This window comes from Actinocrispum wychmicini (assembly GCF_004345645.1).
GTDB classification, from domain to species: Bacteria; Actinomycetota; Actinomycetes; order Mycobacteriales; family Pseudonocardiaceae; genus Kibdelosporangium; species Kibdelosporangium wychmicini.
The window spans coordinates 1,067,549-1,085,474 of sequence record NZ_SLWS01000002.1 but is presented as its reverse complement, the minus strand read 5'-3'; the positions used below and the strand labels follow the sequence as shown (position 1 = coordinate 1,085,474).

The following is a 17,926-nucleotide window of genomic DNA, read 5'->3' as shown; positions in this document are numbered from 1 at the left end:
GGATGGCGTGGTGAAGCTCACTCGGGACCGGATCGTCGACGCGAGCATGGCCGTCTTCGGGGAGGTCGGCTACCACGGGTTGTCCATGCGCCAGGTGGCCGACCGCCTCGACGTGCACGCTGGCAGCCTCTACTACCACGTGCGCGACAAGAACGCCCTGTTGCGCCTGATGGCCGACCGGGTCGCCCAACAGGCGTACGACGCGGGCGCTGAGGCATTGGCCGCGCTGCCTGTGGAGGCGACCTGGCAGGACAAGATTCATGCCCAGGCGGACGCACTGCGCAGCACCATCGCGAGCCACCCCGGCGGCGCGGTCCTGCTCGCCGGCAGCCCGCAGACGCTCAGCGCCGGCGCGCTGGGCTTGATGGAGCGGATGCTGAGCACGTTGGACGAGGCCGGTGTGCCCGTCGAGGATCGCGTCGTGGCCGCGGACACGCTGCTCAGCCACGTCACCGGGTTCGTGCTGCAGGAACAGACCGAGCCGGTCCCGTATGACGTGCGGCCCGACGATCTGACCGACCTCGCCGGCCGGTTCCCGCTGACCTTCGCCGAAGCCCCGGGCGGCGATCAGGACGACAAGTTCGCCAAGAGCGTGCGGCTGCTGTGCGCGGGCATCCGCACAACCATTTAGCCTCACGCCATGGAAGCTCGCGAGCGCAGGACCAAGTGGGGCGACCGGATCGCGCGGGAACGCGATATCCGCGAGTCCGCCTTGGCGTTGCTGGAGGCCAACGGCTACCAGGCGTTGAGCATGCGCGCGGTCGCCGAGGGCGCCCAGGTCAGCCTCGGCACGCTGTACACGTACTTCGCGTCGAAAGAGGAGCTCTACGCGACCTTGTACGCGCAGCGGCTCGGTCAGCTCGCCGAGGAGTTCGAGATCGCGTGCGCCGCGGTGACGTCCATTGAGGACGCGCTCGTCGCGATCGCCGAAACGTACTTCGAGGTGCACCGGGTCTTCGGGCGGGAACTGGACCTCTGGGCGGTCGACGGGCTGGCGGCCGGGATCTCCGACGAGGTCGTCGCCGAGTTGATGAAGTCCGCACTGCGAGTGCATGGCACGGCGGCCGCGGCCATGGCCCGGCTGGAGCCCGCGTTCGCTGTCATGTCCGAGGAGAAGCGGCTGGCCGCGGTCCAGCTCGTCTGGATCACCGTGATCGGCCTCGCCGAACACTTCCACGGGGCGCGGGCGTTTCTCTACCAGGGCAGCCAACGGAAGCTGATCGAGCAGGCCGCGGAGGTGCTCGTCGCCGGATTCCGCGCGGTTCTGCTGGAGCCGTTGGCAGTTCCGCCCCAGGACGGATCAGGGCACTGACCTACCTGGGCTGGCTGACAGCAGTCGCTGCGCCAGTTCGCGGCAGCGGTCCCCGAGTTCGGGCGGGTCGAGTACTTCGAAGTCGTGCCCCAGCAGGAGGACGCGCACGAGCACGGCATCGAGGTTGGCGGCGCCGCTGAGTATCTCGCAGAGTTCGCGTCCTCGCTCGCGTACGACGACCGCCGACGCCGAAATCTGCGCGCGGACCGTGTCGGCCGACGCGTGCACGAGGAAGCGCGCCTGGTGCGGGTAGACCCGGCTGGCCACACTCTCCTGCACGTACGTCGCCGCGTCCGGCGCCGCGCGTGGGCGGAAGCGCCAGGTTCGTGCGGACACAGCGGTCATCCGGTCGACGCGGAAGTTGCGCCAGTCGTCGCGATCGAGGTCGTAGGCGAGCAGGTACCAGCGCCGGTCGGAGGCGACGAGACGGTAGGGCTCGACTCGCCGCTGTCGCAACTGGCTGCTGGACGGGTAGTCGAAGCCGGCCTCGACCTCATCGCGGCAGGCTCTGGCCAGCGTCATGAGTGCCTCCGGGTTGACCGGCGTGCGGCCTCCGCTGAAGGACGCCACCGATCCGGACAGCGCGCGCACTTCGGGCCGCAGCCGGGTGGGCAGCACCCGGTCGAGCTTGGTCAACGCTCGCAGGGCGGCGTCGCCGGCACCGGCGACCGCGCCACCCGCGCCGGCGAGCAGCGAGACCGCGGTGGCGATCGCCTCCTCGTCGTCCAGCAGCAGGGGCGGCAGGTCCTGCCCCGCGCCGAGCTGGTAGCCGCCGCCGGTCCCTTGGCTGGCATGGACCGGGTAGCCGAGCGTGCGCAGCCGCTCGACGTCACGCCGGATCGTGCGCGGCGTGACCCTGAGCCGGTCGGCGAGCTCGGGGCCGGTCCACACCTGGCGCTGCTCCAGGAGTCCGAGCAGGGCGAGCACCCGCTCCGTCGTACCTCGCTCGGCACTGCCAGCCACCTCCATGTCGTCCACCTTGCCAGAGATAGCGGACCGATCCTGTCCGCTTGGGGTGTCAGGGTGGCGCCATGGACTTGGACGACCTCGACTGGAACCGGACGCTGCGCGAGCAGTGGGAGGATCACTGGAGCCTGCAGCTCCGAGCCCGGCTGGACGGCCTCACCGACGAGGAGTACTTCTGGTCGCCGGTGCCGGACGCCTGGAGCGTGCGGCCCCGCGGCAGCTCGACAGCGCCCGTGCAGGCAGGTGGTGGAGACTTCACGATCGAGTACGCCATCCCCGCGCCGGTCCCCGCGGCCTTCACCACGATCGCCTGGCGGCTTGGTCACGTCATCGTCGGCGTGCTCGCCGCCCGCAACGCCGCGCATTTCGGTGCACCGGCCGCGTCGTATGAGACCTGGGAGTACGCCGACAGCGCGGCCGCCGCGCTCGATCAGTTCGACACCCAGCTCGACATCTGGCTGGCCGGGGTACGCGGCCTCGGCCAAGCGGGGCTGCGGATCCCGATCGGCGAGAAGGAGCCGTACCCCGAACTGCCCATGGCCGGCTTGGTGCTGCACATCCACCGCGAGCTGATCCATCATCTGTCCGAGGTCTGCCTGCTGCGCGACCTCTACCTGCACACGAAGGCCGCTACGAACGGAGCAACCCGATGAGCCGCGAGATCCAGGTCACCTTCGACGCCCATGACCCGAAGGCGCTGTCGTCCTTCTGGCGCGAGGTACTGGGTTACGTCCACCCCAGCCCGCCCGGAGTCGACCTGCCCGAGGGCGCCGACCCGCTGGCCGCGTGGGACGAGTTCCTCGCGCGGATCGGCGTGCCGGCGGATCAGTGGAACACGAGGTCCGCCATTGAGGACCCGGACGGCCACGGCCCACGGGTGTTCTTCCAGCAGGTACCGGAGGACAAGGTCGCCAAGAACCGCGTCCACCTCGACATCCGCGCGGCTCCCGGACTGAAGGGAGACGAGCGGATGGCGGCGCTGGAGGCCGAGTGCGACCGGCTCGTCGCACTGGGCGCCAAGCGGGTCCGTCGCGGTGAGCCCGCGCCCCCGATGGACGCCGGCCTGATCGTGATGACCGACCCCGAGGGCAACGAGTTCTGCCTGGACTGACCCGTTTCATGCAGCGGCAAGGGGATTCGACCCGGATCGGATCCTCTTGCTCGGTCGAACGGTCATCGGCCTTGACGGCAGGTGACCGGACGCTCATCATCTCAATATGAACGCCGTTCAGAATGGCCTGGCAGGCATGCGGGTGCTCGTCACGGGCGCGGCCAGCGGGATCGGCCGGGCGACCGCACGCCGGCTCGCGGCCGGCGGCGCTCGGCTGTACCTCACCGACATCCGCCAGGACGCGCTCGACGCGGAGGCGTCGGAGATCCGCGCCAAGGGCGGCTGCGTCGTCCTCGCGGAAGCCGTGGACGTTTCGGACTACGCAGCCGTCGTCACGTTCGCCGACCACGTGCATCAGAGCACCGACGCGCTGGACGCCGTCATCAACGCCGCCGGCATCGCCACCTGGGGCACGGTTTCCGCGCTGAGCCACGACCAGTGGCAACGGGTCGTCGACGTCAACCTGATGGGGCCGATCCACGTGATCGAGTCGTTCGTGCCCAGGATGGTCGACGCGGGCCGGGGTGGGCACCTGGTCAACGTGTCGTCGGCGGCCGGACTGATCGGGCTTCCGTGGCACGCGGCGTACAGCGCGAGCAAGTTCGGGCTGCGTGGGGTTTCCGAAGTGCTCCGGTTCGACCTGGCGCGGCACCGGATCGCGGTCACTTTGGTGTGTCCGGGCGGGGTCGACACACCGCTGGCCGACAGCGTGACGGTCGCCGGAGTCGACCAGGACAGCGAAGCCCTGCACGCGCTGCGGGCCCGGTTCCGTCGGCATGCCGTCTCCGCGGACCACGCGGCCAAGGCGATCGTCTCCGGCATGCTCGCCAGGCGGTATCTGGTCTACACGTCCAACGACATCCGCCTGATCCACGCGGTCCAGCGCTATGTCCCGCCGCTGTACGCACTGATCATGCGGATGGCGAACCGGGCGGCGGACGTGGTCGCCGCCCGGGTGGCCGCGTCGTGAAGGCGCGGATCGCGCCGGGCACGTTCCGTCAGGTCGGTCCGGTGGCCTGGGTGATCGCGGTCGTCGGCGGCCGGCAGGCCCGAAGCGGCCCGCTGACACTGTTTCTGACCCTCGGCCGCAACCGCCCGTTGTTCCGCGGCTGGCTCCAGTTCGCCCGGAAGCTGATGCCCGGCGGGAAACTTCCGCGCCAGGACACCGAGTTGGTGATCCTGCGGGTCGCCCACGCGCGTCGATGCGGCTACGAACAACGCCACCACATCCGGCTGGGCAAACGAGCCGGCCTCACCGACGACGACATCGCCCGGATCGAGACGGACTCCGCCGACGGCTGGACACCCAGGCAACGCGCGATCCTCGCCGCGGTCGACCAACTGCTCGCCGACCACGACATCGACGACCCCACCTGGGCGCTCCTGCGTACCCACCTGGACGAGGAGGCCTGTATCGAGCTGTGCTTCCTGGTCGGTCACTACGAAATGCTCGCCACCACCATCACGGCACTCAGAGTGCAACCCGACCCACCGAAGCGGGACCGGCAGTTTATGGCCGGTCGGTGACCTGCTGTTTTCAGCGGTCCCTACAGCAATATCTGACGCACTGTGTCATCACTCGGTTAGGAGGTCACGTTGAACGGGCACACCCGCAGGACCGCGTTGAAGGCCACCGCTTTGATGGCCGTCGGCCTGGTCGCGACGGCGCAGTCGGCGAGCGCGGCCGGCGACGGCTTCGGGCTGCGTATCGTCGACCGGAACGAGAACGACCCCCGCATGTGGTACTACCGGTTCGCCACCGCCGAGATCGGCTGGAACCCGGGTGTCAACGTACTGCTGCCCGACGGCTACCACACCGGCGGACGCAGGTATCCCGTGCTGTACCTGTTCCACGGCGGCGGAACCGACCAGGACTTCATCTTCTTCGACCGGCTCGGCATCCGGGACTGGACCGCGGGCAAACCGATCATCGTCGTGATGCCGGACGGCGGCCACGCGGGCTGGTACAGCAACCCGGTCACCTCCAACGTCGGCCCCCGCAACTGGGAAAGCTTCCACATCAACCAGTTGCTGCCGTGGGTCGACGCGAACTTCCGCACCTACGCCGAATACGACGGCCGCGCGGTCTCCGGCTTCTCGATGGGCGGCTTCGGCGCCCTGAAGTACGCCGCCAAGTACTACGGCCACTTCGCCTCGGTGAGTGCCCACTCCGGCCCGGCCAGCCTCCGCCGCGACAGCGGCGCGGTGGTCCACTGGGCCAACGTGACCTCCGCCGTCGCGGACCTCGCCGGCGGCACCGTGTACGGCGTGCCATGGGACGAAGCGAGAGTCACCGCCGACAACCCGGTCCAACGCCTGGACAGCTACCGGAACAAGCGGATCTTCCTGGTCGCCGGCACCAGCCCGGACCCGGTCAACTGGTTCGACCAGATCAACGAGACCCACGTCCTGGCCGGCCAACGCGAGTTCCGCGGCCTGTTGGCCAACGCCGGCATCCCGCACGAGTGGCACGAGGAACCCGGCGGCCACATCGTCCGTGACTACATGGTCAAGCGAGACCTGGACGGCATGATCGCCCGTCTTCGCAAGGCATAACCCGCACCCTGCCCTCCCCCCTGCGCAGACCTGGGAGGTTCGTTCCGATGCGTTTCCGATCGTTGGTCGTTGGACTTGTGGTGATCGCGGGTGGGTTGACCGCGCCCGCGGTCGCCGATTCCGTGCGGGGTGGCCAGATCACCAGGAGTGAGGTGATCTGGCGGGCCCAGTACTGGGTGGACAACCAGCCGGGGCCCTACAACCAGGGTGGGTACTCGCCTGGGCCTGGTGGTGACTTCAGCTACCGTCGTGACTGTTCCGGGTACGTGTCGATGGCGTGGCATCTGGACGCCAACCCGTCGACGCAGGGCCTCCCCGGGTACTCGCACGAGATCTCGCGGGACGAACTGCGGCCCGGGGATGTTCTCAACTCGTTCTACGACCACGTCCTCCTCTTCCACGAGTGGGCGGACGACCACGGTGGATTCTCCTACTACTCCTTCGGTTCCACGCCGGTTCGGCACCTGCGCGCGAACATCAACGACGCCAATCTCGACGGCCACCCCAACGGCGACTTCAAGGCGTTGCGCTACAACAAGATCATCGAGGAGACCGCGGCTCCCAAGCCACACCCGTACGCGTCCGGCCGGGTGGTGTCGGGTCGGTCGGCGGATGGTCGGTTGGAGACGTTCGCGGCTGGTGCGGATGGTGTGTATCACTCGTGGCAGACTGCGGTGAACGGGGAGTGGTCCGCGTGGCGGTTTGAGGGTGGTCCGCGTAACGCTCAGTTGGGGATCGCGTCGAACGCGGACGGGCGGTTGGAGTTGTTCGCGTTGTCGGACAGCACGTTTGACCACATGTGGCAGACCGCGCCGAGTGGAATGTGGTCAGGGTGGGAGAATTTCGGTGGTGGTGGCTATCGGGTTGCGGTGGGCAATAACGCTGATGGTCGTATTGAGGTGTTGGCGTCGAATTCGAGTGGTGTGTTTCATCGGTGGCAGACGGCGTTGAGTGGTGGGTGGGGTAGTTGGGAGGGGACGTTCGGCGGCCCGGCCAACGCGCGGCTTGCGGTGGAGAATGCTCCGGATGGTCGGCTTGAGGTCTTCGCGTTGTCGGACAGTACGTTCCAGCATCTGTGGCAGACGGCGGTGAACGGTGGTTGGTCGTCGTGGGAGAACTTCGGCGGCGGCGGGCATGACCTGACTGTCAACCACAACACCGATGGGCGCCTGGAAGTGTTCGCTTCCGGTTCGGCCGGCGTGTTCCACAGGTGGCAGACCAGCCTGACCTCGTGGTCCGACTGGGTGGGGACGAACGGTCCGGTGAATGCCGAGGTGACGTCGGATCGCACAGTCGACGGCCGGGTCGAGGCGTTCGCCATCAACGGCAGCGCCGCGAGCCACATCTGGCAGACCGGTCCGAACGCGCCCTACTCGGACTGGGAGACGTTCGGCGGTGGCGGCACGGAAATCGTCGCCGGCCACAATGCCGACGGTCGCATCGAAGTGTTCGCGACCAGCGACGTGGGTGTTTTCCACAAGTGGCAGACCGGGTTCGCGACCTGGTCGGAATGGGGCTGGGTCGGCACTTCCGCCGGGCCCGCAATGAGCTGACTCTCCCACCGGAAAGTGACACGATGACAAGACATGGTTTGTTTCGCGCGCTCACAGCTCTCGCCGTCACGGCAGGAATTCTGACCCCGGCTGTCGCCAACGCCGAGCCGTCCGCGAATCCGGGCCACGACCCCAGGGTCGCCGGTTCCGTGCAGGGGTTGGCGATCTCGACCGCGCCATGCGACCCGGCCGGCCCGTCGGCCGCCGACGGCACCATGGCCGACGAACTCAACCCGCAGCTGCACAACAAGATGGCCGGCTACATGAACGCCTATCACGTGTCGTGCGCGCGGGCCATGGTCCAGGCGGTGAAGGCACGCGGGTTCAACCAGAAGGCCGCGGCGATCACGATCGCGGCGGCCATCGTCGAGAGCAGCCTCAACAACTACACCGAGGAAGTCGACTACGACTCGCTCGGCCTGTACCAGATGCGCAGGTCGCTCTGGTGCGCCTCGGACACGCAGGGGTGCCTCGACCCGGGGCGCGCGACCAACTGGTTCCTCGACACCATGCAACAGAACGTCCCTTCGTGGAACGACATGGCGATCGGCGAGGTGTGCTGGCGCGTGGAGAACCCGAGGGCGGATCTCCGGTACCTGTACGCGATCGAGGCCGACGACGCCGTGGTCATCGCCAACGCGTTGTGGTCTGGCACGAGCGGCGGCCCGAGGTATCCCTACGCTTCTGGTCGGGTGGTGTCGGGTCGGTCGGCGGATGGCCGGTTGGAGACGTTCGCGGCTGGCGCCGATGGTGTGTATCACTCGTGGCAGACGGCGGTGAACGGGCAGTGGTCCGCGTGGCGGCTGGAGGGTGGTCCGCGTAACGCGCAGTTGGGGATCGCGTCGAACGCGGATGGGCGGTTGGAGTTGTTCGCGTTGTCGGACAGCACGTTTGATCATATGTGGCAGACGGCACCGAGTGGAAATTGGTCGGGATGGGAGAACTTCGGCGGTGGTGGCTATCGGGTCGCGGTGGGCAACAACGCGGATGGTCGTATCGAGGTTCTCGCGTCGAATTCGAGTGGTGTTTTTCATCGGTGGCAGACGGCAGTGAATGGTGGTTGGGGCAATTGGGAAGGGACGTTCGGCGGCCCGGCCAACGCGCGGCTCGCGGTGGAGAACGCCCCGGATGGTCGGCTTGAGGTCTTTGCTTTGTCGGACAGTACGTTCCAGCATCTGTGGCAGACGGCGGTGAACGGTGGTTGGTCGTCGTGGGAGAACTTCGGCGGCGGCGGGCATGATGTGACCGCCGGCTTCAACCAGGACGGCCGGATCGAGGTGTTCGCGTCCGGGCCGAACGGTGTGTTCCACCGGTGGCAGACCAGCCCGACCTCGTGGTCCGACTGGACGGGCACCGGTGGGCCCGCCAACTCCGAGCTGGTCACCTCGCGGTCGGTCGACGGCCGGGTCGAAGTGTTCGCCATCAACAGCAGCACCGCGAGCCACGCCTGGCAGACGCGCCCGAACGCGGCGTACGCGGACTGGGAGACGTTCGGTGGCGGCGGCTCGGAGATCGGCGCGGGCAACAACGCCGACGGTCGCATCGAGGTGTTCGGGACGAGCAACGTCGGCGTGCATCACAAGTGGCAGACCGGGTTCGCCACCTGGTCGGAATGGGACTGGCTGAACGGCACCGGCCCGGGGATCGCCTAGCCATGCGCCGGATAGGTACACTGTGGACAGTTGCCGCCCTCCTGGGGGCGGCACTGCCCGCGGCGGCTGCGACCGGGGCAGGGCAGGTGGGGGCCACGCCGTTCGTCCAGATCTACGACCCAAGCGAACAAAGTCCGTGGTACATCAACGACCACACGTTCGTTCAGGACGCCCAAGGCACCTGGCACCTGTTCGGCATCACGCACACGGAACCCGCGGCGCCCGACGACGAGGACACTTTCGCCCACGCCACCGCGCCGAGCCTGAACGGGCCATGGACGAAACGCGCGCCCGCGCTGTCCGTCGACCCCGCCTACGGCGAAACCCACCTGTGGGCGCCGCACGTGATCAGGAACGGGTCGACGTACTACATGTTCTACGCGGGCGGCGGCGCAGACCCGGCCAGGCACGCGATCAACCTGGCCACGTCCACAGATCTGTATACGTGGACACGAAATCCAGGTGGGCCACTGTTCCGCGACGGCGCGGTCGCCCGCGACCCGTACGTGGTGCGCGTGGGCGACCAGTGGGTCATGTACTACACCGCGACCAGCGAGCCGAGCGGCGGGAACCACGTGGTGGCCGTGCGCACCAGCGTCGATCTGGTCCACTGGTCCGACCGGTCGGTCGCGTTCGCCGACCCGACGACCGGATCCGGTGGCGGCGACACCGAGTCGCCGTTCGTGGTGAACGTCGACGGGGCGTGGTACCTGTTCGTGGGGCCGCGCGGCGGGTATGTGGGCACCGACGTGTTCCGCAGCCCCGACCCGTTCCATTTCTCGGTCGACCAACTCGCCGGGCACGTGTTCAGTCATGCCGCCGAGGTGATCAACGCGGACGGCCGGTGGTGGATCAGCCACGCGGGCTGGGGCCAGCGCGGTGTCTGGCTGGCCGGTCTCGACTTCGGCAACGGCAGCCAGCAGTACGCGGTCGAGGCGAGTTCGGATCCGAGCGATCGCGTGGTGATCGTGTCCGGCTTCGACGGGCGGCAGGAGGTCTTCGCCGGTGGGCCGGACCAGGTGTGGGGGCGGTACCAGACCACGCGCAACGGGCAGTGGTCGGACTGGTTCCCGTTCGGTGGCCCGAAATCGGCGACCCTGTCGGCCGCGCGGGACGTCGATGGACGGCTCGAACTGTTCGCCTCCGGCGAAGGCCGGGTGGACCGCCGCGCCCAGTCGGCGCCGAACACCTGGGATGACTGGGCGAACTTCGGCACCGCGGCGCACGACATGACAGTGGCCCAGAACGCCGACGGCCGGCTGGAGATCTTCGCCAGTGGGTCGGTGGGCATCTTCCACCGTTGGCAGACCGCGCCGGGCGGAACGTGGGCCGAATGGGAGGCGTTCGGCGGGCCCGCCGACTCGGTGATCGCCACCGGCCGCGACGCGAACGGCCGGATCGAGGTGATGGCCGCCGCTGGTTCGACTGTGTACCGACGCAGACAGGCAGTGGCCAGTGGTGGCTGGGCCGGATTCGACCAGTTCGGCAGCGTGTCCGGCGTCAAGCACCTGGCACTCAACCGACGGCCGGACGGCGCACTCGAACTCGTCGCCGGCGGATCAGCGGGAACGTCCCGCCGGACCCAGTCCGGCCCGTCGGGCGAGTGGACCGGATGGACCGCGTTCGGCGGCCCGCCAAGCGCCCGGGTGCACATCGGACGCAACGCCGACGGGCGGATGGAAGTGTTCGCCGCGGGCGACTTCGTCACCCAACACCGCTGGGAGAACGGTTCCGGCTGGTCGGCGTGGGAGAACTTCGGCAGTGGGGCGTCCGGTTGGGGGTTCGGCACCAACGCCGACGGCCGGATCGAGATCGTCGCGGGCACCGGTTCGCTGGCCGGCCGCTACCAAGTGGCACCCAGCGGCGGCTGGTCCACCTGGACCCCGGTAGGTGGTCCGACAGTGGACTGATACCACAACCGTTCCACAACAGCCTCCCTGTGTCTTGCCCGTTGACCTGCCAAGACACAGGAGAGAGAACGGCTATGCGACTGTTCGGCAGCGCGGGGCGAAGTACGCGCGGATTGTTCGGGGCTGTGGTGTTCGCGGTCGTCACGGCGGTATCTGTGACTGGTGCCGTGTCCAGCGCGGCGCAAGTCCCAGTGAGCCAACGGGACTGGCAGAACCAGATCGCCCAGGTTCCGCAGCCGTCGAAGGGGTGCTTCACGGCCGACTATCCGAGGCTGGCGTGGCAAGCGGCTCCGTGCGCACCCGCGCCGGACATTCCGATGCCGCCATACAACGGGCCTCGGCCACTTGTCGTCGGGAACCGCAACGACATCTCGGCGCGCGTGCCGAGCGGCTTCATCTCCACGGCGATCGGATCGTTCGACGTCGCCGACGTGCTGAGTGAGAGCGGACCGATCGGCAACACCGGACCGTCCGAGCCCAACGCCTACACGTTGCAGATGAACACCAACTTCTTCACCAGCCCGGCGTGCGCGGGGTCGCCGAACCCGGAGTGCCGGGGCTGGGAGCAGTTCGTGTACGCGAACAAAGGCAGTTCCGGCCTCGTGTTCATCCAGTACTGGCTGACCCGGTACAACACCACGTGCCCGGCCGGATGGAACCAGTTCACGTTCAGCACGGGCACGAACGTCTACTGCTACCGCAACAACTCCAGTGGAGCGGCGCTCGTGCCGAGCCAGCCGATCACGAACCTGGCCGATCTCAGCCTGTCCGGCCAGGTCAGCGCGGCCGGCGACAGCGTGGTCCTGTTCGTCGGGACCACCGCGTACTCGAAGAGCGGGGACAACTTCGTCTCCGCCGCAGCCGGGTGGAACGAAGCCGAGTTCAACGTGTTCGGCTACGGCGGCAACACCGACGGCGGAGGCACCGCCAGCTTCAACGACGGTGCTTCTCTCCAGGTCCGGACGAGGACCATCTACGGCGGCACGGCAGCACCGCTCTGCGTGGCCCACGGCTTCACAGCGGAGAAGAACAACCTTGACTTCGGGACTCCGGCGCCGCCCGCGACGAGGCCGGGACCGGCCGTGATATTCGTCGAGGACACCGTCGGCGGAGCGACTTCGAACTGCGCGAGCGCCACCACCATCGGTGACGTCCACGCGCACACCGTCGCTGGCCTGGCGTACGACTTCCAGGCGACGGGCGACTTCGAACTGGCACAGGTCGGGTCCGACTTCGACGTCCAGGCACGGCACGTGTCCGGGGCGCCGACATGGCCGGACGCGTCGGTGAACCAGGCGATCGGCACCCGGATGGGCAGCACCAAGGTGACGGTGTGCGGCGGACCGAAACTCGTGGTGGACGGACGACCCGTCAAACTCCCTGACGGCAGGACGATCTCGTTGCCGTCCGGAGTGGACATCAACCTCGCCGACGGCGTGTACGTCGTGACCGATCAGACCGGCAACAGCGTCCGGGTGACCCAGCAACCCGAGTATCTCGACGTGTCGGTCGGCGTCGGCACGTGGCCGACCAGGGTCCGCGGTCTGCTCGGCAACCCCGACAACAACGTCAAGCTGCTTGAGTCGAGGGACGGAACCGTGTTCAGCGTGCCGTTGTCGTTCGAGGACCTCTATTCCCGTTACGGCGACAGTTGGCGGGTCGAACCGGGCGACTCGCTGCTGTCGCCCTGCGGGGAGCTGGCTGAGCAGGCGAACCCGAAGAAGCCGTTCTTCGCGGACGACCTGGAGCCGAGGCTCCGCGAGAAGGCGCGGGCGGTCTGCCTCGAGGCTGAGATCGACCAGGCCTGGCTCGATGACTGCACGCTCGACGTCGCCGTGCTCGGCACCAAGGCGGCCACCGCGTACGTCGGCAAGAGGCCACCGGTGATGAACGGCAACAAGTAGACACCAACCCGTAGGGGAGTCTCGGGACTCCTCTACGGGTTGACGGTGTCGAAGTAGAACGTGTCGGTGGCCTCGTCGAAGTAGAACCTGCCGCGGTACTTGCCGTGGGTGACGCTGGTGTCGTAGTCGGTGCTGGCCACCCACTTGGCGGTGCCGGGCAGGTGCGGGGTGATCTGCTCGGGCGGCTTGGTCAGGTTGTCCGGGAAGTTCGGCCAGCCGTAGAAGCCGGGGCCGACCAGGTCCGCGGGCCGGAAGGCCGCCCCGGGCCGGTCGAGGATCGTCCGGACGGCGCCATGCGGCAGCCGGGCCACGCCGACCACCCGCGTCTCCGGGTCCTGCTCCGGCAGCCGGGAACTTTCGGTCTCCCGCGGGTTGTAGCCGAGCCAGTGCGGGTCGGACAGATCGCCCACGGCGGCGAACCTGGTTCGCAGCGGCTCGACGTCGGTGCGGGTCTCGGGGCCGGCGTGCCGTTCGCTCGGACTGCTGAACGCGATCGTCAGACCGGCGGCGACCAGCGCCGCGGCCAGCAGCGCGGCGAGCGCTGTCCACAGCACTGGCTTGTTCCAAGTAGACGGTTGCAGATTCACGACGATCGTCCGTGGTTGGTATGGTCGGTAAGTGCCACGATAGGCCATCGGTGACCTCGGGAGGCACGATGGCTCTGGACGACCGGCTCCGTGACGACGCGAAAGAGCTCAGCTCGTACCTGGTCGACCTGCGACATCGGCTGCACCAGCACCCCGAGATCGGCCTGGATCTCCCGGTGACCCAACGGACTGTGCTGGCCGAGCTCGACGGTCTGGGGCTTGAGGTCAGCACGGGTGCGGAGGTGTCGTCGGTGACAGCCGTGCTGCGCGGCCGCGGATCTGGACCGGCGGTCCTGTTACGCGGCGACATGGACGCGTTGCCCGTCACCGAAGCCACTGGACTCGACTACGCCAGCCGCGTCGACGGCGCGATGCACGCCTGCGGGCACGACCTGCACACGGCGATGCTGGTCGGGGCGGCCAAGTTGCTCGCCGCGCAACGCGACGAGCTCCCTGGTGACGTGGTGTTCATGTTCCAGCCCGGTGAGGAGGGATGGGACGGCGCCAGGTACATGATCGAGGAAGGCGTGCTGGACGCCGCCGGTCGCCGTGTTTCCTCCGCCTACGGGATGCACGTGATGTCCGCCGTGGTTCGACGCGGGGTGTTCACCACACGTCCCGGCACGTTGATGGCCGGCAGCAACGCTCTCAACGTCGTCGTGCACGGCTCCGGCGGACACGGCTCGACCCCGCACCTCTCCCGCGACCCGATCACGGCCGCCGCGGAGATGGTGACCGCGCTCCAGACGTTGGTGACCCGCAGGTTCGACGTCTTCGACCCGATTGTGGTCACGGTGGGTACCTTCCACGCCGGCACCAAGCGCAACATCATTCCCGACGACGCCCGGTTCGAGGCGACTGTGCGGGCGTTCTCGCCGGAGGCCGAGGAACGGATCCGTGATGAGTGTGTGCGGTTGTGTGAGCGGATCGCGGAGGCGCACGGCGTCGAGGCGGAGGCCGAGTTCCTCGGCGAGTACCCGGTCACGGTCAACGACGCCCAGCACGCGGCGTTCGCGGCGGACGTCGTCGCCGAGGTGTTCGGCGACGACAGATACGAGCCCTTGAAGGATCCGGTGAGCGGCTCGGAGGACTTCTCGCGGGTCCTGGCCGCGGTGCCAGGCACCTATCTGTTCCTCGGCGCGCATTCCGGGGACGACCTGGACGGGCCGACGAACCACAGTCCCCGCGCGGTTTTCGACGACGCCGTGTTGTCCGACGGCGCTTTGCTGCACGCACAACTCGCTGTGCGGGCGTTGCGCCGGGACGCGGAGGAACAATGACCAAGCGACTTTGGCCCTACGTCACGGTGCTGGTGATCATCGCGGTCGCCCTGATGAGCACGGTGTTCCTGCCGTTCGTCAACACGTCGACACTGTGGTTCGGGCTGCCGTCGGTGGCGGTCTGGACGATCGTCTGGGTGCTGGCCATCGTGCCGACCCTCGCCGCACTGGAGTTCAGCGGGCGTTACGACGAGGAGGACGCGCGGCACGAGAACACCGAGGCGAAGCCATGACCGTGACATTGCTGGTGACGATCGCCGGAATCGTGCTGATCGCGGCGTTCGGGTTCGTCGGCCGCAAGCGCCCGGTCACCGACCTGGCCGAGTGGACCGTCGGCGGCCGCCGGTTCGGCGCGGTCACCATGTGGTTCCTGCAGGCGGGCGAAGTGTTCACCACCTTCACCTTCCTGGGCATGGCCGGGCTGGTGTTCGCCGGCGGGGTCGCGTCCTTCTACGCTCTGCCTTACGTTCCGCTCGCCTACATCGGCCTGTACTTCCTCGGCCCGATGATCTGGCGACGGGCCCGTGCGCGCGGCCACCTCACCCAGTCGGACTTCCTCGCCGACTTCTACGAGTCCCGCCCGCTCGGCGTGCTCGTCGCCATCTTCGGCGTGGTCTTCCTGCTGCCCTACCTGCAGTTGCAGATCACCGGGTTGGGGCTGGCCGTCCAGCTGGCGACCGGCAACACGACGTCCGGGAGCGTCAGCATCGTCATCGCGTTCGTCCTGACCGTCGCTTTCGTGCTGTGGTCCGGAATCCGCGGGGTGGCCAGCACGTCCTACTTCAAGGACGTGATCATGATCGTGGTGCTGTTCATCCTGGTGGTCGCGATCCCCGCGCATTTCACCGGCGGCATCGGTGCCACGTTCAAGCAGATCCTGGCCACCCGTCCGGACATACTGCGGATCCACGCCGGCACGTACGACAGCGTCTGGTTCTTCACCAGCATGGTCGCCTCGGCGATCGGCGTGCTGTTCATGACGCTGCCGCACCAATGGCCCGCGCTGATGTCCGCCGCGTCACCGCGGGCGCTGCGGCGCAACTACGTGTTCCTGCCGGCGTACTCGATCGCGCTCGCGCTGCCGATGATCATCGGGTTCACCGGCGTTCTCGTGCTTCCCGCGAAGACCACGAGCAACGGCGTGCTGCTGGCGTTGACCAACCAGGCGTTCCCCGCGTGGTTCGTCGGCATCGTCGTCGTCGCGACCGCGGCCACGGCGATGGTGCCCGCGGCCGGCCTGATCATCGCGATGTCGTCGGTGATCGCCCGCAACATCGCGCCCGTCCGGACCGAACGCGGCCAGTTCCGGGTCAACCAGGTGTCGGTGGTGGTCGTGACCGGCCTGGCGCTCACCCTCGGCCTGACCCGGCCGGACCTGCTCGCCAACCTGCTCCTGCTCACGTTCTCCGGGCTGGACCAGCTCATTCCCGCGATCGGGCTGGCCCTGCTGCCACGCCGGCTGGTCGGCACCTGGCCGGTGGTCGCCGGGCTGCTGGTCGGCGAGGCGATCGTGATCTGGCTGACGTTCGGCACTGTCTACTCCGGACACGTCAACGTCGGGATCGTCGCGCTGGCGCCCAACCTCGCCATCGTCGGCATCGGTGCTGTGCTTGAGCGCGTGCGTCGAAGCCGGGCAGTCGGGCCGGTCCCGGTCGCCCGATGACGTAAGTTGGCACCATGGCAGCAGATTTGGCTCTGGTACAGCGGTTGGCCGCCGCCGACCACGGACTGGCGATCGTGGCCACCACCCGCGCCGACGGTTCGGTGCACGCGTCACTGGTGAACGCGGGCGTATTGGACAACCCGGTCAGCGGCGCGCCGTCGGTGGCCCTCGTGGCCCGCGGTGGGGCGGCGAAACTGACGCACCTGCGCCGCGTCGGCCGCGCCACCGTCACGTTCCGGGCCGGGTGGGACTGGGTGTCGGTGGACGGCCCGGTAACCATCATCGGCCCGGACGACCCACACCCGGACTTCCCCGCCGACCGCGTGCCAGGACTGCTGCGGGACGTCTTCACCGCCGCCGGCGGCACCCACGAGGACTGGGCCGAGTACGACCGGGTGATGGCCGAGGAACGCCGTACCGCCGTCTTCATCGAGACCCAGCGTGTGATCAGCAACTGACTTCTGTCGGTTCTGATTCACCTCCCTCCAAACGCGTAAATTCATGGTCATGAGCACGCACATGCTGCGCGGAGGCAGCGGCCACCCTTGGTGTGCGTGCCGGCCTTCGCGGATCCGTCGGAGCGAACTGTCCGGACCTGCCCTGTACCAGTGGTTGCGGGCTTCGACCGTGCCGGAGACAGCGGACTACCTGCGGCGGCACAGTCTCGTCGAGCACGAGCTCGCCGTGGGCCACCACTGGCCGTGGATCCTTGACCCGGACCTGGTGGCGAGGATCATCAGCCGCTTCGTCCACGCTCGATAAGGCTTCCGCTGTCGGACGGGTATGGGCAGTCAACCTTTGACGCAATTATCCGATGTTTTCTGCCCGCCCCTCGAATCCACAAACGTACGCCGCCCCTCTGCCACTTCTGCGAGATGGATCAACGCCTCGCCCACCGTACGTGCTTCAGCTGGCAACAAGTGTAGTTGCGTGCGCCCAGCGGGCAGTCCGTCAATTGCAATCCGTGGTGATACTTCCCGCACATGTTGGTCCATGTACACCGCCAGTTCGGGAGGGAAGTAGTCCGACAATGTATGTGGTTCACTGTCAGACTTCACCGGATCTTCGGTAACCAGCATCACTTCCCACATAAGTCCGGTGGACATGTGAAGCCGTTCCGCGTCATCCACGGTGTCCTCATGTGCCCTGTCGCACCATGGTGGGCATGGACCCGCCAAGTAGTAGGGCAAGTCATCTTCGTCCGCCGAATCGGAGGTGTTGTCGATCTGTGCGGAGGCTGCGGTATAACTCATGGTGGAACTCCATATTGTATTTGGGTGGTCTCACTCCACGGTGAGACAATGGGCCTACTGTTGACGGTTGCCAGCGGAAAGAGCCAACCAGATACGCAACCACTCGGCGAAGCGTATCCAGGCCACGTCAGCGCAGCGGTAATCGTGTTCGTAGGCCGCGACGGACAGATCGGCCCATC

General features: G+C 67.8%; 19 protein-coding genes. 16 read left to right on the top strand and 3 right to left on the bottom strand.

Annotated elements, in window-relative coordinates:
* The first annotated feature begins 10 nt into the window (after positions 1 to 10).
* Both EV192_RS13280 and EV192_RS13275 read left to right on the top strand, forming a co-directional pair.
* On the top strand, positions 11 to 631 hold the full coding sequence (locus tag EV192_RS13280; protein ID WP_132114819.1) for a TetR/AcrR family transcriptional regulator: 621 nt from the start codon (positions 11 to 13) through the stop codon (positions 629 to 631).
* A gap of 9 nt (positions 632 to 640) precedes the next feature.
* Positions 641 to 1,312, top strand: coding sequence for a TetR/AcrR family transcriptional regulator (locus EV192_RS13275; RefSeq protein ID WP_132114817.1), 672 nt, complete (start codon positions 641 to 643; stop codon positions 1,310 to 1,312).
* Here the strand turns inward: EV192_RS13275 and EV192_RS13270 are convergent.
* Positions 1,301 to 2,281 (bottom strand): helix-turn-helix transcriptional regulator, encoded by a 981-nt coding sequence (locus tag EV192_RS13270; RefSeq protein WP_132114815.1) that lies wholly within the window; start codon positions 2,279 to 2,281, stop codon positions 1,301 to 1,303. The genes EV192_RS13275 and EV192_RS13270 overlap by 12 nt on opposite strands.
* A gap of 62 nt (positions 2,282 to 2,343) precedes the next feature.
* On the opposite strand from EV192_RS13270, the gene EV192_RS13265 reads away from it, so the two are divergent.
* From EV192_RS13265 to EV192_RS13225, 9 genes are all read left to right on the top strand, one after another.
* Complete coding sequence (locus tag EV192_RS13265) at positions 2,344 to 2,931, top strand: DinB family protein (protein WP_132114813.1); 588 nt, start codon at positions 2,344 to 2,346, stop codon at positions 2,929 to 2,931.
* Positions 2,928 to 3,389, top strand: a complete 462-nt coding sequence (locus EV192_RS13260; protein WP_132114811.1) for a VOC family protein — start codon at positions 2,928 to 2,930, stop codon at positions 3,387 to 3,389. Before EV192_RS13265 ends, EV192_RS13260 begins: the two co-directional genes overlap by 4 nt.
* A gap of 106 nt (positions 3,390 to 3,495) precedes the next feature.
* Complete coding sequence (locus tag EV192_RS13255) at positions 3,496 to 4,359, top strand: SDR family oxidoreductase (protein ID WP_132114809.1); 864 nt, start codon at positions 3,496 to 3,498, stop codon at positions 4,357 to 4,359.
* Complete coding sequence (locus EV192_RS13250) at positions 4,356 to 4,916, top strand: carboxymuconolactone decarboxylase family protein (RefSeq protein ID WP_132114807.1); 561 nt, start codon at positions 4,356 to 4,358, stop codon at positions 4,914 to 4,916. Before EV192_RS13255 ends, EV192_RS13250 begins: the two co-directional genes overlap by 4 nt.
* A 69-nt stretch (positions 4,917 to 4,985) precedes the next feature.
* Positions 4,986 to 5,945 (top strand): alpha/beta hydrolase, encoded by a 960-nt coding sequence (locus EV192_RS13245; protein ID WP_279493211.1) that lies wholly within the window; start codon positions 4,986 to 4,988, stop codon positions 5,943 to 5,945.
* 47 nt (positions 5,946 to 5,992) lie between these two features.
* Positions 5,993 to 7,498 (top strand): PLL family lectin, encoded by a 1,506-nt coding sequence (locus tag EV192_RS13240; RefSeq protein WP_207926007.1) that lies wholly within the window; start codon positions 5,993 to 5,995, stop codon positions 7,496 to 7,498.
* Between the two features lie 23 nt (positions 7,499 to 7,521).
* The gene (locus tag EV192_RS13235; protein WP_132114805.1) at positions 7,522 to 9,150 is read left to right on the top strand and encodes a PLL family lectin; all 1,629 of its coding nucleotides are present in this window, start codon (positions 7,522 to 7,524) and stop codon (positions 9,148 to 9,150) included.
* 2 nt (positions 9,151 to 9,152) lie between these two features.
* Positions 9,153 to 11,060: a DUF8189 domain-containing protein gene (locus EV192_RS13230; RefSeq protein ID WP_132114803.1), complete on the top strand. Its 1,908-nt coding sequence runs from the start codon at positions 9,153 to 9,155 to the stop codon at positions 11,058 to 11,060.
* A 74-nt stretch (positions 11,061 to 11,134) separates the two neighbouring features.
* Positions 11,135 to 12,964 (top strand): VWD domain-containing protein, encoded by a 1,830-nt coding sequence (locus tag EV192_RS13225; RefSeq protein ID WP_132114801.1) that lies wholly within the window; start codon positions 11,135 to 11,137, stop codon positions 12,962 to 12,964.
* Between the two features lie 32 nt (positions 12,965 to 12,996).
* Here EV192_RS13225 and EV192_RS13220 read toward each other — a convergent pair whose 3' ends face one another.
* Positions 12,997 to 13,551 carry a hypothetical protein gene (locus EV192_RS13220; protein WP_132114799.1) on the bottom strand — a complete coding sequence of 185 codons (555 nt, stop codon included), beginning with the start codon at positions 13,549 to 13,551 and terminating at the stop codon, positions 12,997 to 12,999.
* A gap of 68 nt (positions 13,552 to 13,619) precedes the next feature.
* On the opposite strand from EV192_RS13220, the gene EV192_RS13215 reads away from it, so the two are divergent.
* The 5 genes from EV192_RS13215 to EV192_RS13195 are packed head-to-tail and all read left to right on the top strand — an operon-like array spanning position 13,620 to position 17,256.
* On the top strand, positions 13,620 to 14,831 hold the full coding sequence (locus tag EV192_RS13215) for a M20 metallopeptidase family protein (RefSeq protein WP_132114797.1): 1,212 nt from the start codon (positions 13,620 to 13,622) through the stop codon (positions 14,829 to 14,831).
* Positions 14,828 to 15,064: a hypothetical protein gene (locus EV192_RS13210; RefSeq protein ID WP_132114795.1), complete on the top strand. Its 237-nt coding sequence runs from the start codon at positions 14,828 to 14,830 to the stop codon at positions 15,062 to 15,064. Before EV192_RS13215 ends, EV192_RS13210 begins: the two co-directional genes overlap by 4 nt.
* Positions 15,061 to 16,494: a sodium:solute symporter family protein gene (locus EV192_RS13205; RefSeq protein ID WP_165960363.1), complete on the top strand. Its 1,434-nt coding sequence runs from the start codon at positions 15,061 to 15,063 to the stop codon at positions 16,492 to 16,494. Before EV192_RS13210 ends, EV192_RS13205 begins: the two co-directional genes overlap by 4 nt.
* A 14-nt stretch (positions 16,495 to 16,508) precedes the next feature.
* Entirely contained in the window at positions 16,509 to 16,952 is a 444-nt protein-coding gene (locus EV192_RS13200) for a pyridoxamine 5'-phosphate oxidase family protein (protein WP_132114793.1), read from the top strand.
* A 49-nt stretch (positions 16,953 to 17,001) separates the two neighbouring features.
* Positions 17,002 to 17,256, top strand: a complete 255-nt coding sequence (locus EV192_RS13195) for a hypothetical protein (protein WP_132114791.1) — start codon at positions 17,002 to 17,004, stop codon at positions 17,254 to 17,256.
* 29 nt (positions 17,257 to 17,285) lie between these two features.
* On the opposite strand, the gene EV192_RS13190 is transcribed toward EV192_RS13195, so the two are convergent.
* Positions 17,286 to 17,747: a DUF6907 domain-containing protein gene (locus EV192_RS13190; RefSeq protein WP_132114789.1), complete on the bottom strand. Its 462-nt coding sequence runs from the start codon at positions 17,745 to 17,747 to the stop codon at positions 17,286 to 17,288.
* Between the last annotated feature and the right edge of the window lie 179 nt (positions 17,748 to 17,926).

What these genes read in the sequence shown, in the direction of transcription:
- EV192_RS13275 (WP_132114817.1), top strand. Translation starts at nt 641, where the DNA reads ATGGAAGCTCGCGAGCGCAGGACCAAGTGGGGCGACCGGATCGCGCGG.
- EV192_RS13270 (WP_132114815.1), bottom strand. Translation starts at nt 2,281, where the DNA reads ATGGAGGTGGCTGGCAGTGCCGAGCGAGGTACGACGGAGCGGGTGCTC.
- EV192_RS13265 (WP_132114813.1), top strand. Translation starts at nt 2,344, where the DNA reads ATGGACTTGGACGACCTCGACTGGAACCGGACGCTGCGCGAGCAGTGG.
- EV192_RS13260 (WP_132114811.1), top strand. Translation starts at nt 2,928, where the DNA reads ATGAGCCGCGAGATCCAGGTCACCTTCGACGCCCATGACCCGAAGGCG.
- EV192_RS13255 (WP_132114809.1), top strand. Translation starts at nt 3,496, where the DNA reads ATGAACGCCGTTCAGAATGGCCTGGCAGGCATGCGGGTGCTCGTCACG.
- EV192_RS13240 (WP_207926007.1), top strand. Translation starts at nt 5,993, where the DNA reads ATGCGTTTCCGATCGTTGGTCGTTGGACTTGTGGTGATCGCGGGTGGG.
- EV192_RS13235 (WP_132114805.1), top strand. Translation starts at nt 7,522, where the DNA reads ATGACAAGACATGGTTTGTTTCGCGCGCTCACAGCTCTCGCCGTCACG.
- EV192_RS13230 (WP_132114803.1), top strand. Translation starts at nt 9,153, where the DNA reads ATGCGCCGGATAGGTACACTGTGGACAGTTGCCGCCCTCCTGGGGGCG.
- EV192_RS13225 (WP_132114801.1), top strand. Translation starts at nt 11,135, where the DNA reads ATGCGACTGTTCGGCAGCGCGGGGCGAAGTACGCGCGGATTGTTCGGG.
- EV192_RS13215 (WP_132114797.1), top strand. Translation starts at nt 13,620, where the DNA reads ATGGCTCTGGACGACCGGCTCCGTGACGACGCGAAAGAGCTCAGCTCG.
- EV192_RS13210 (WP_132114795.1), top strand. Translation starts at nt 14,828, where the DNA reads ATGACCAAGCGACTTTGGCCCTACGTCACGGTGCTGGTGATCATCGCG.
- EV192_RS13205 (WP_165960363.1), top strand. Translation starts at nt 15,061, where the DNA reads ATGACCGTGACATTGCTGGTGACGATCGCCGGAATCGTGCTGATCGCG.
- EV192_RS13200 (WP_132114793.1), top strand. Translation starts at nt 16,509, where the DNA reads ATGGCAGCAGATTTGGCTCTGGTACAGCGGTTGGCCGCCGCCGACCAC.
- EV192_RS13195 (WP_132114791.1), top strand. Translation starts at nt 17,002, where the DNA reads ATGAGCACGCACATGCTGCGCGGAGGCAGCGGCCACCCTTGGTGTGCG.
- EV192_RS13190 (WP_132114789.1), bottom strand. Translation starts at nt 17,747, where the DNA reads ATGAGTTATACCGCAGCCTCCGCACAGATCGACAACACCTCCGATTCG.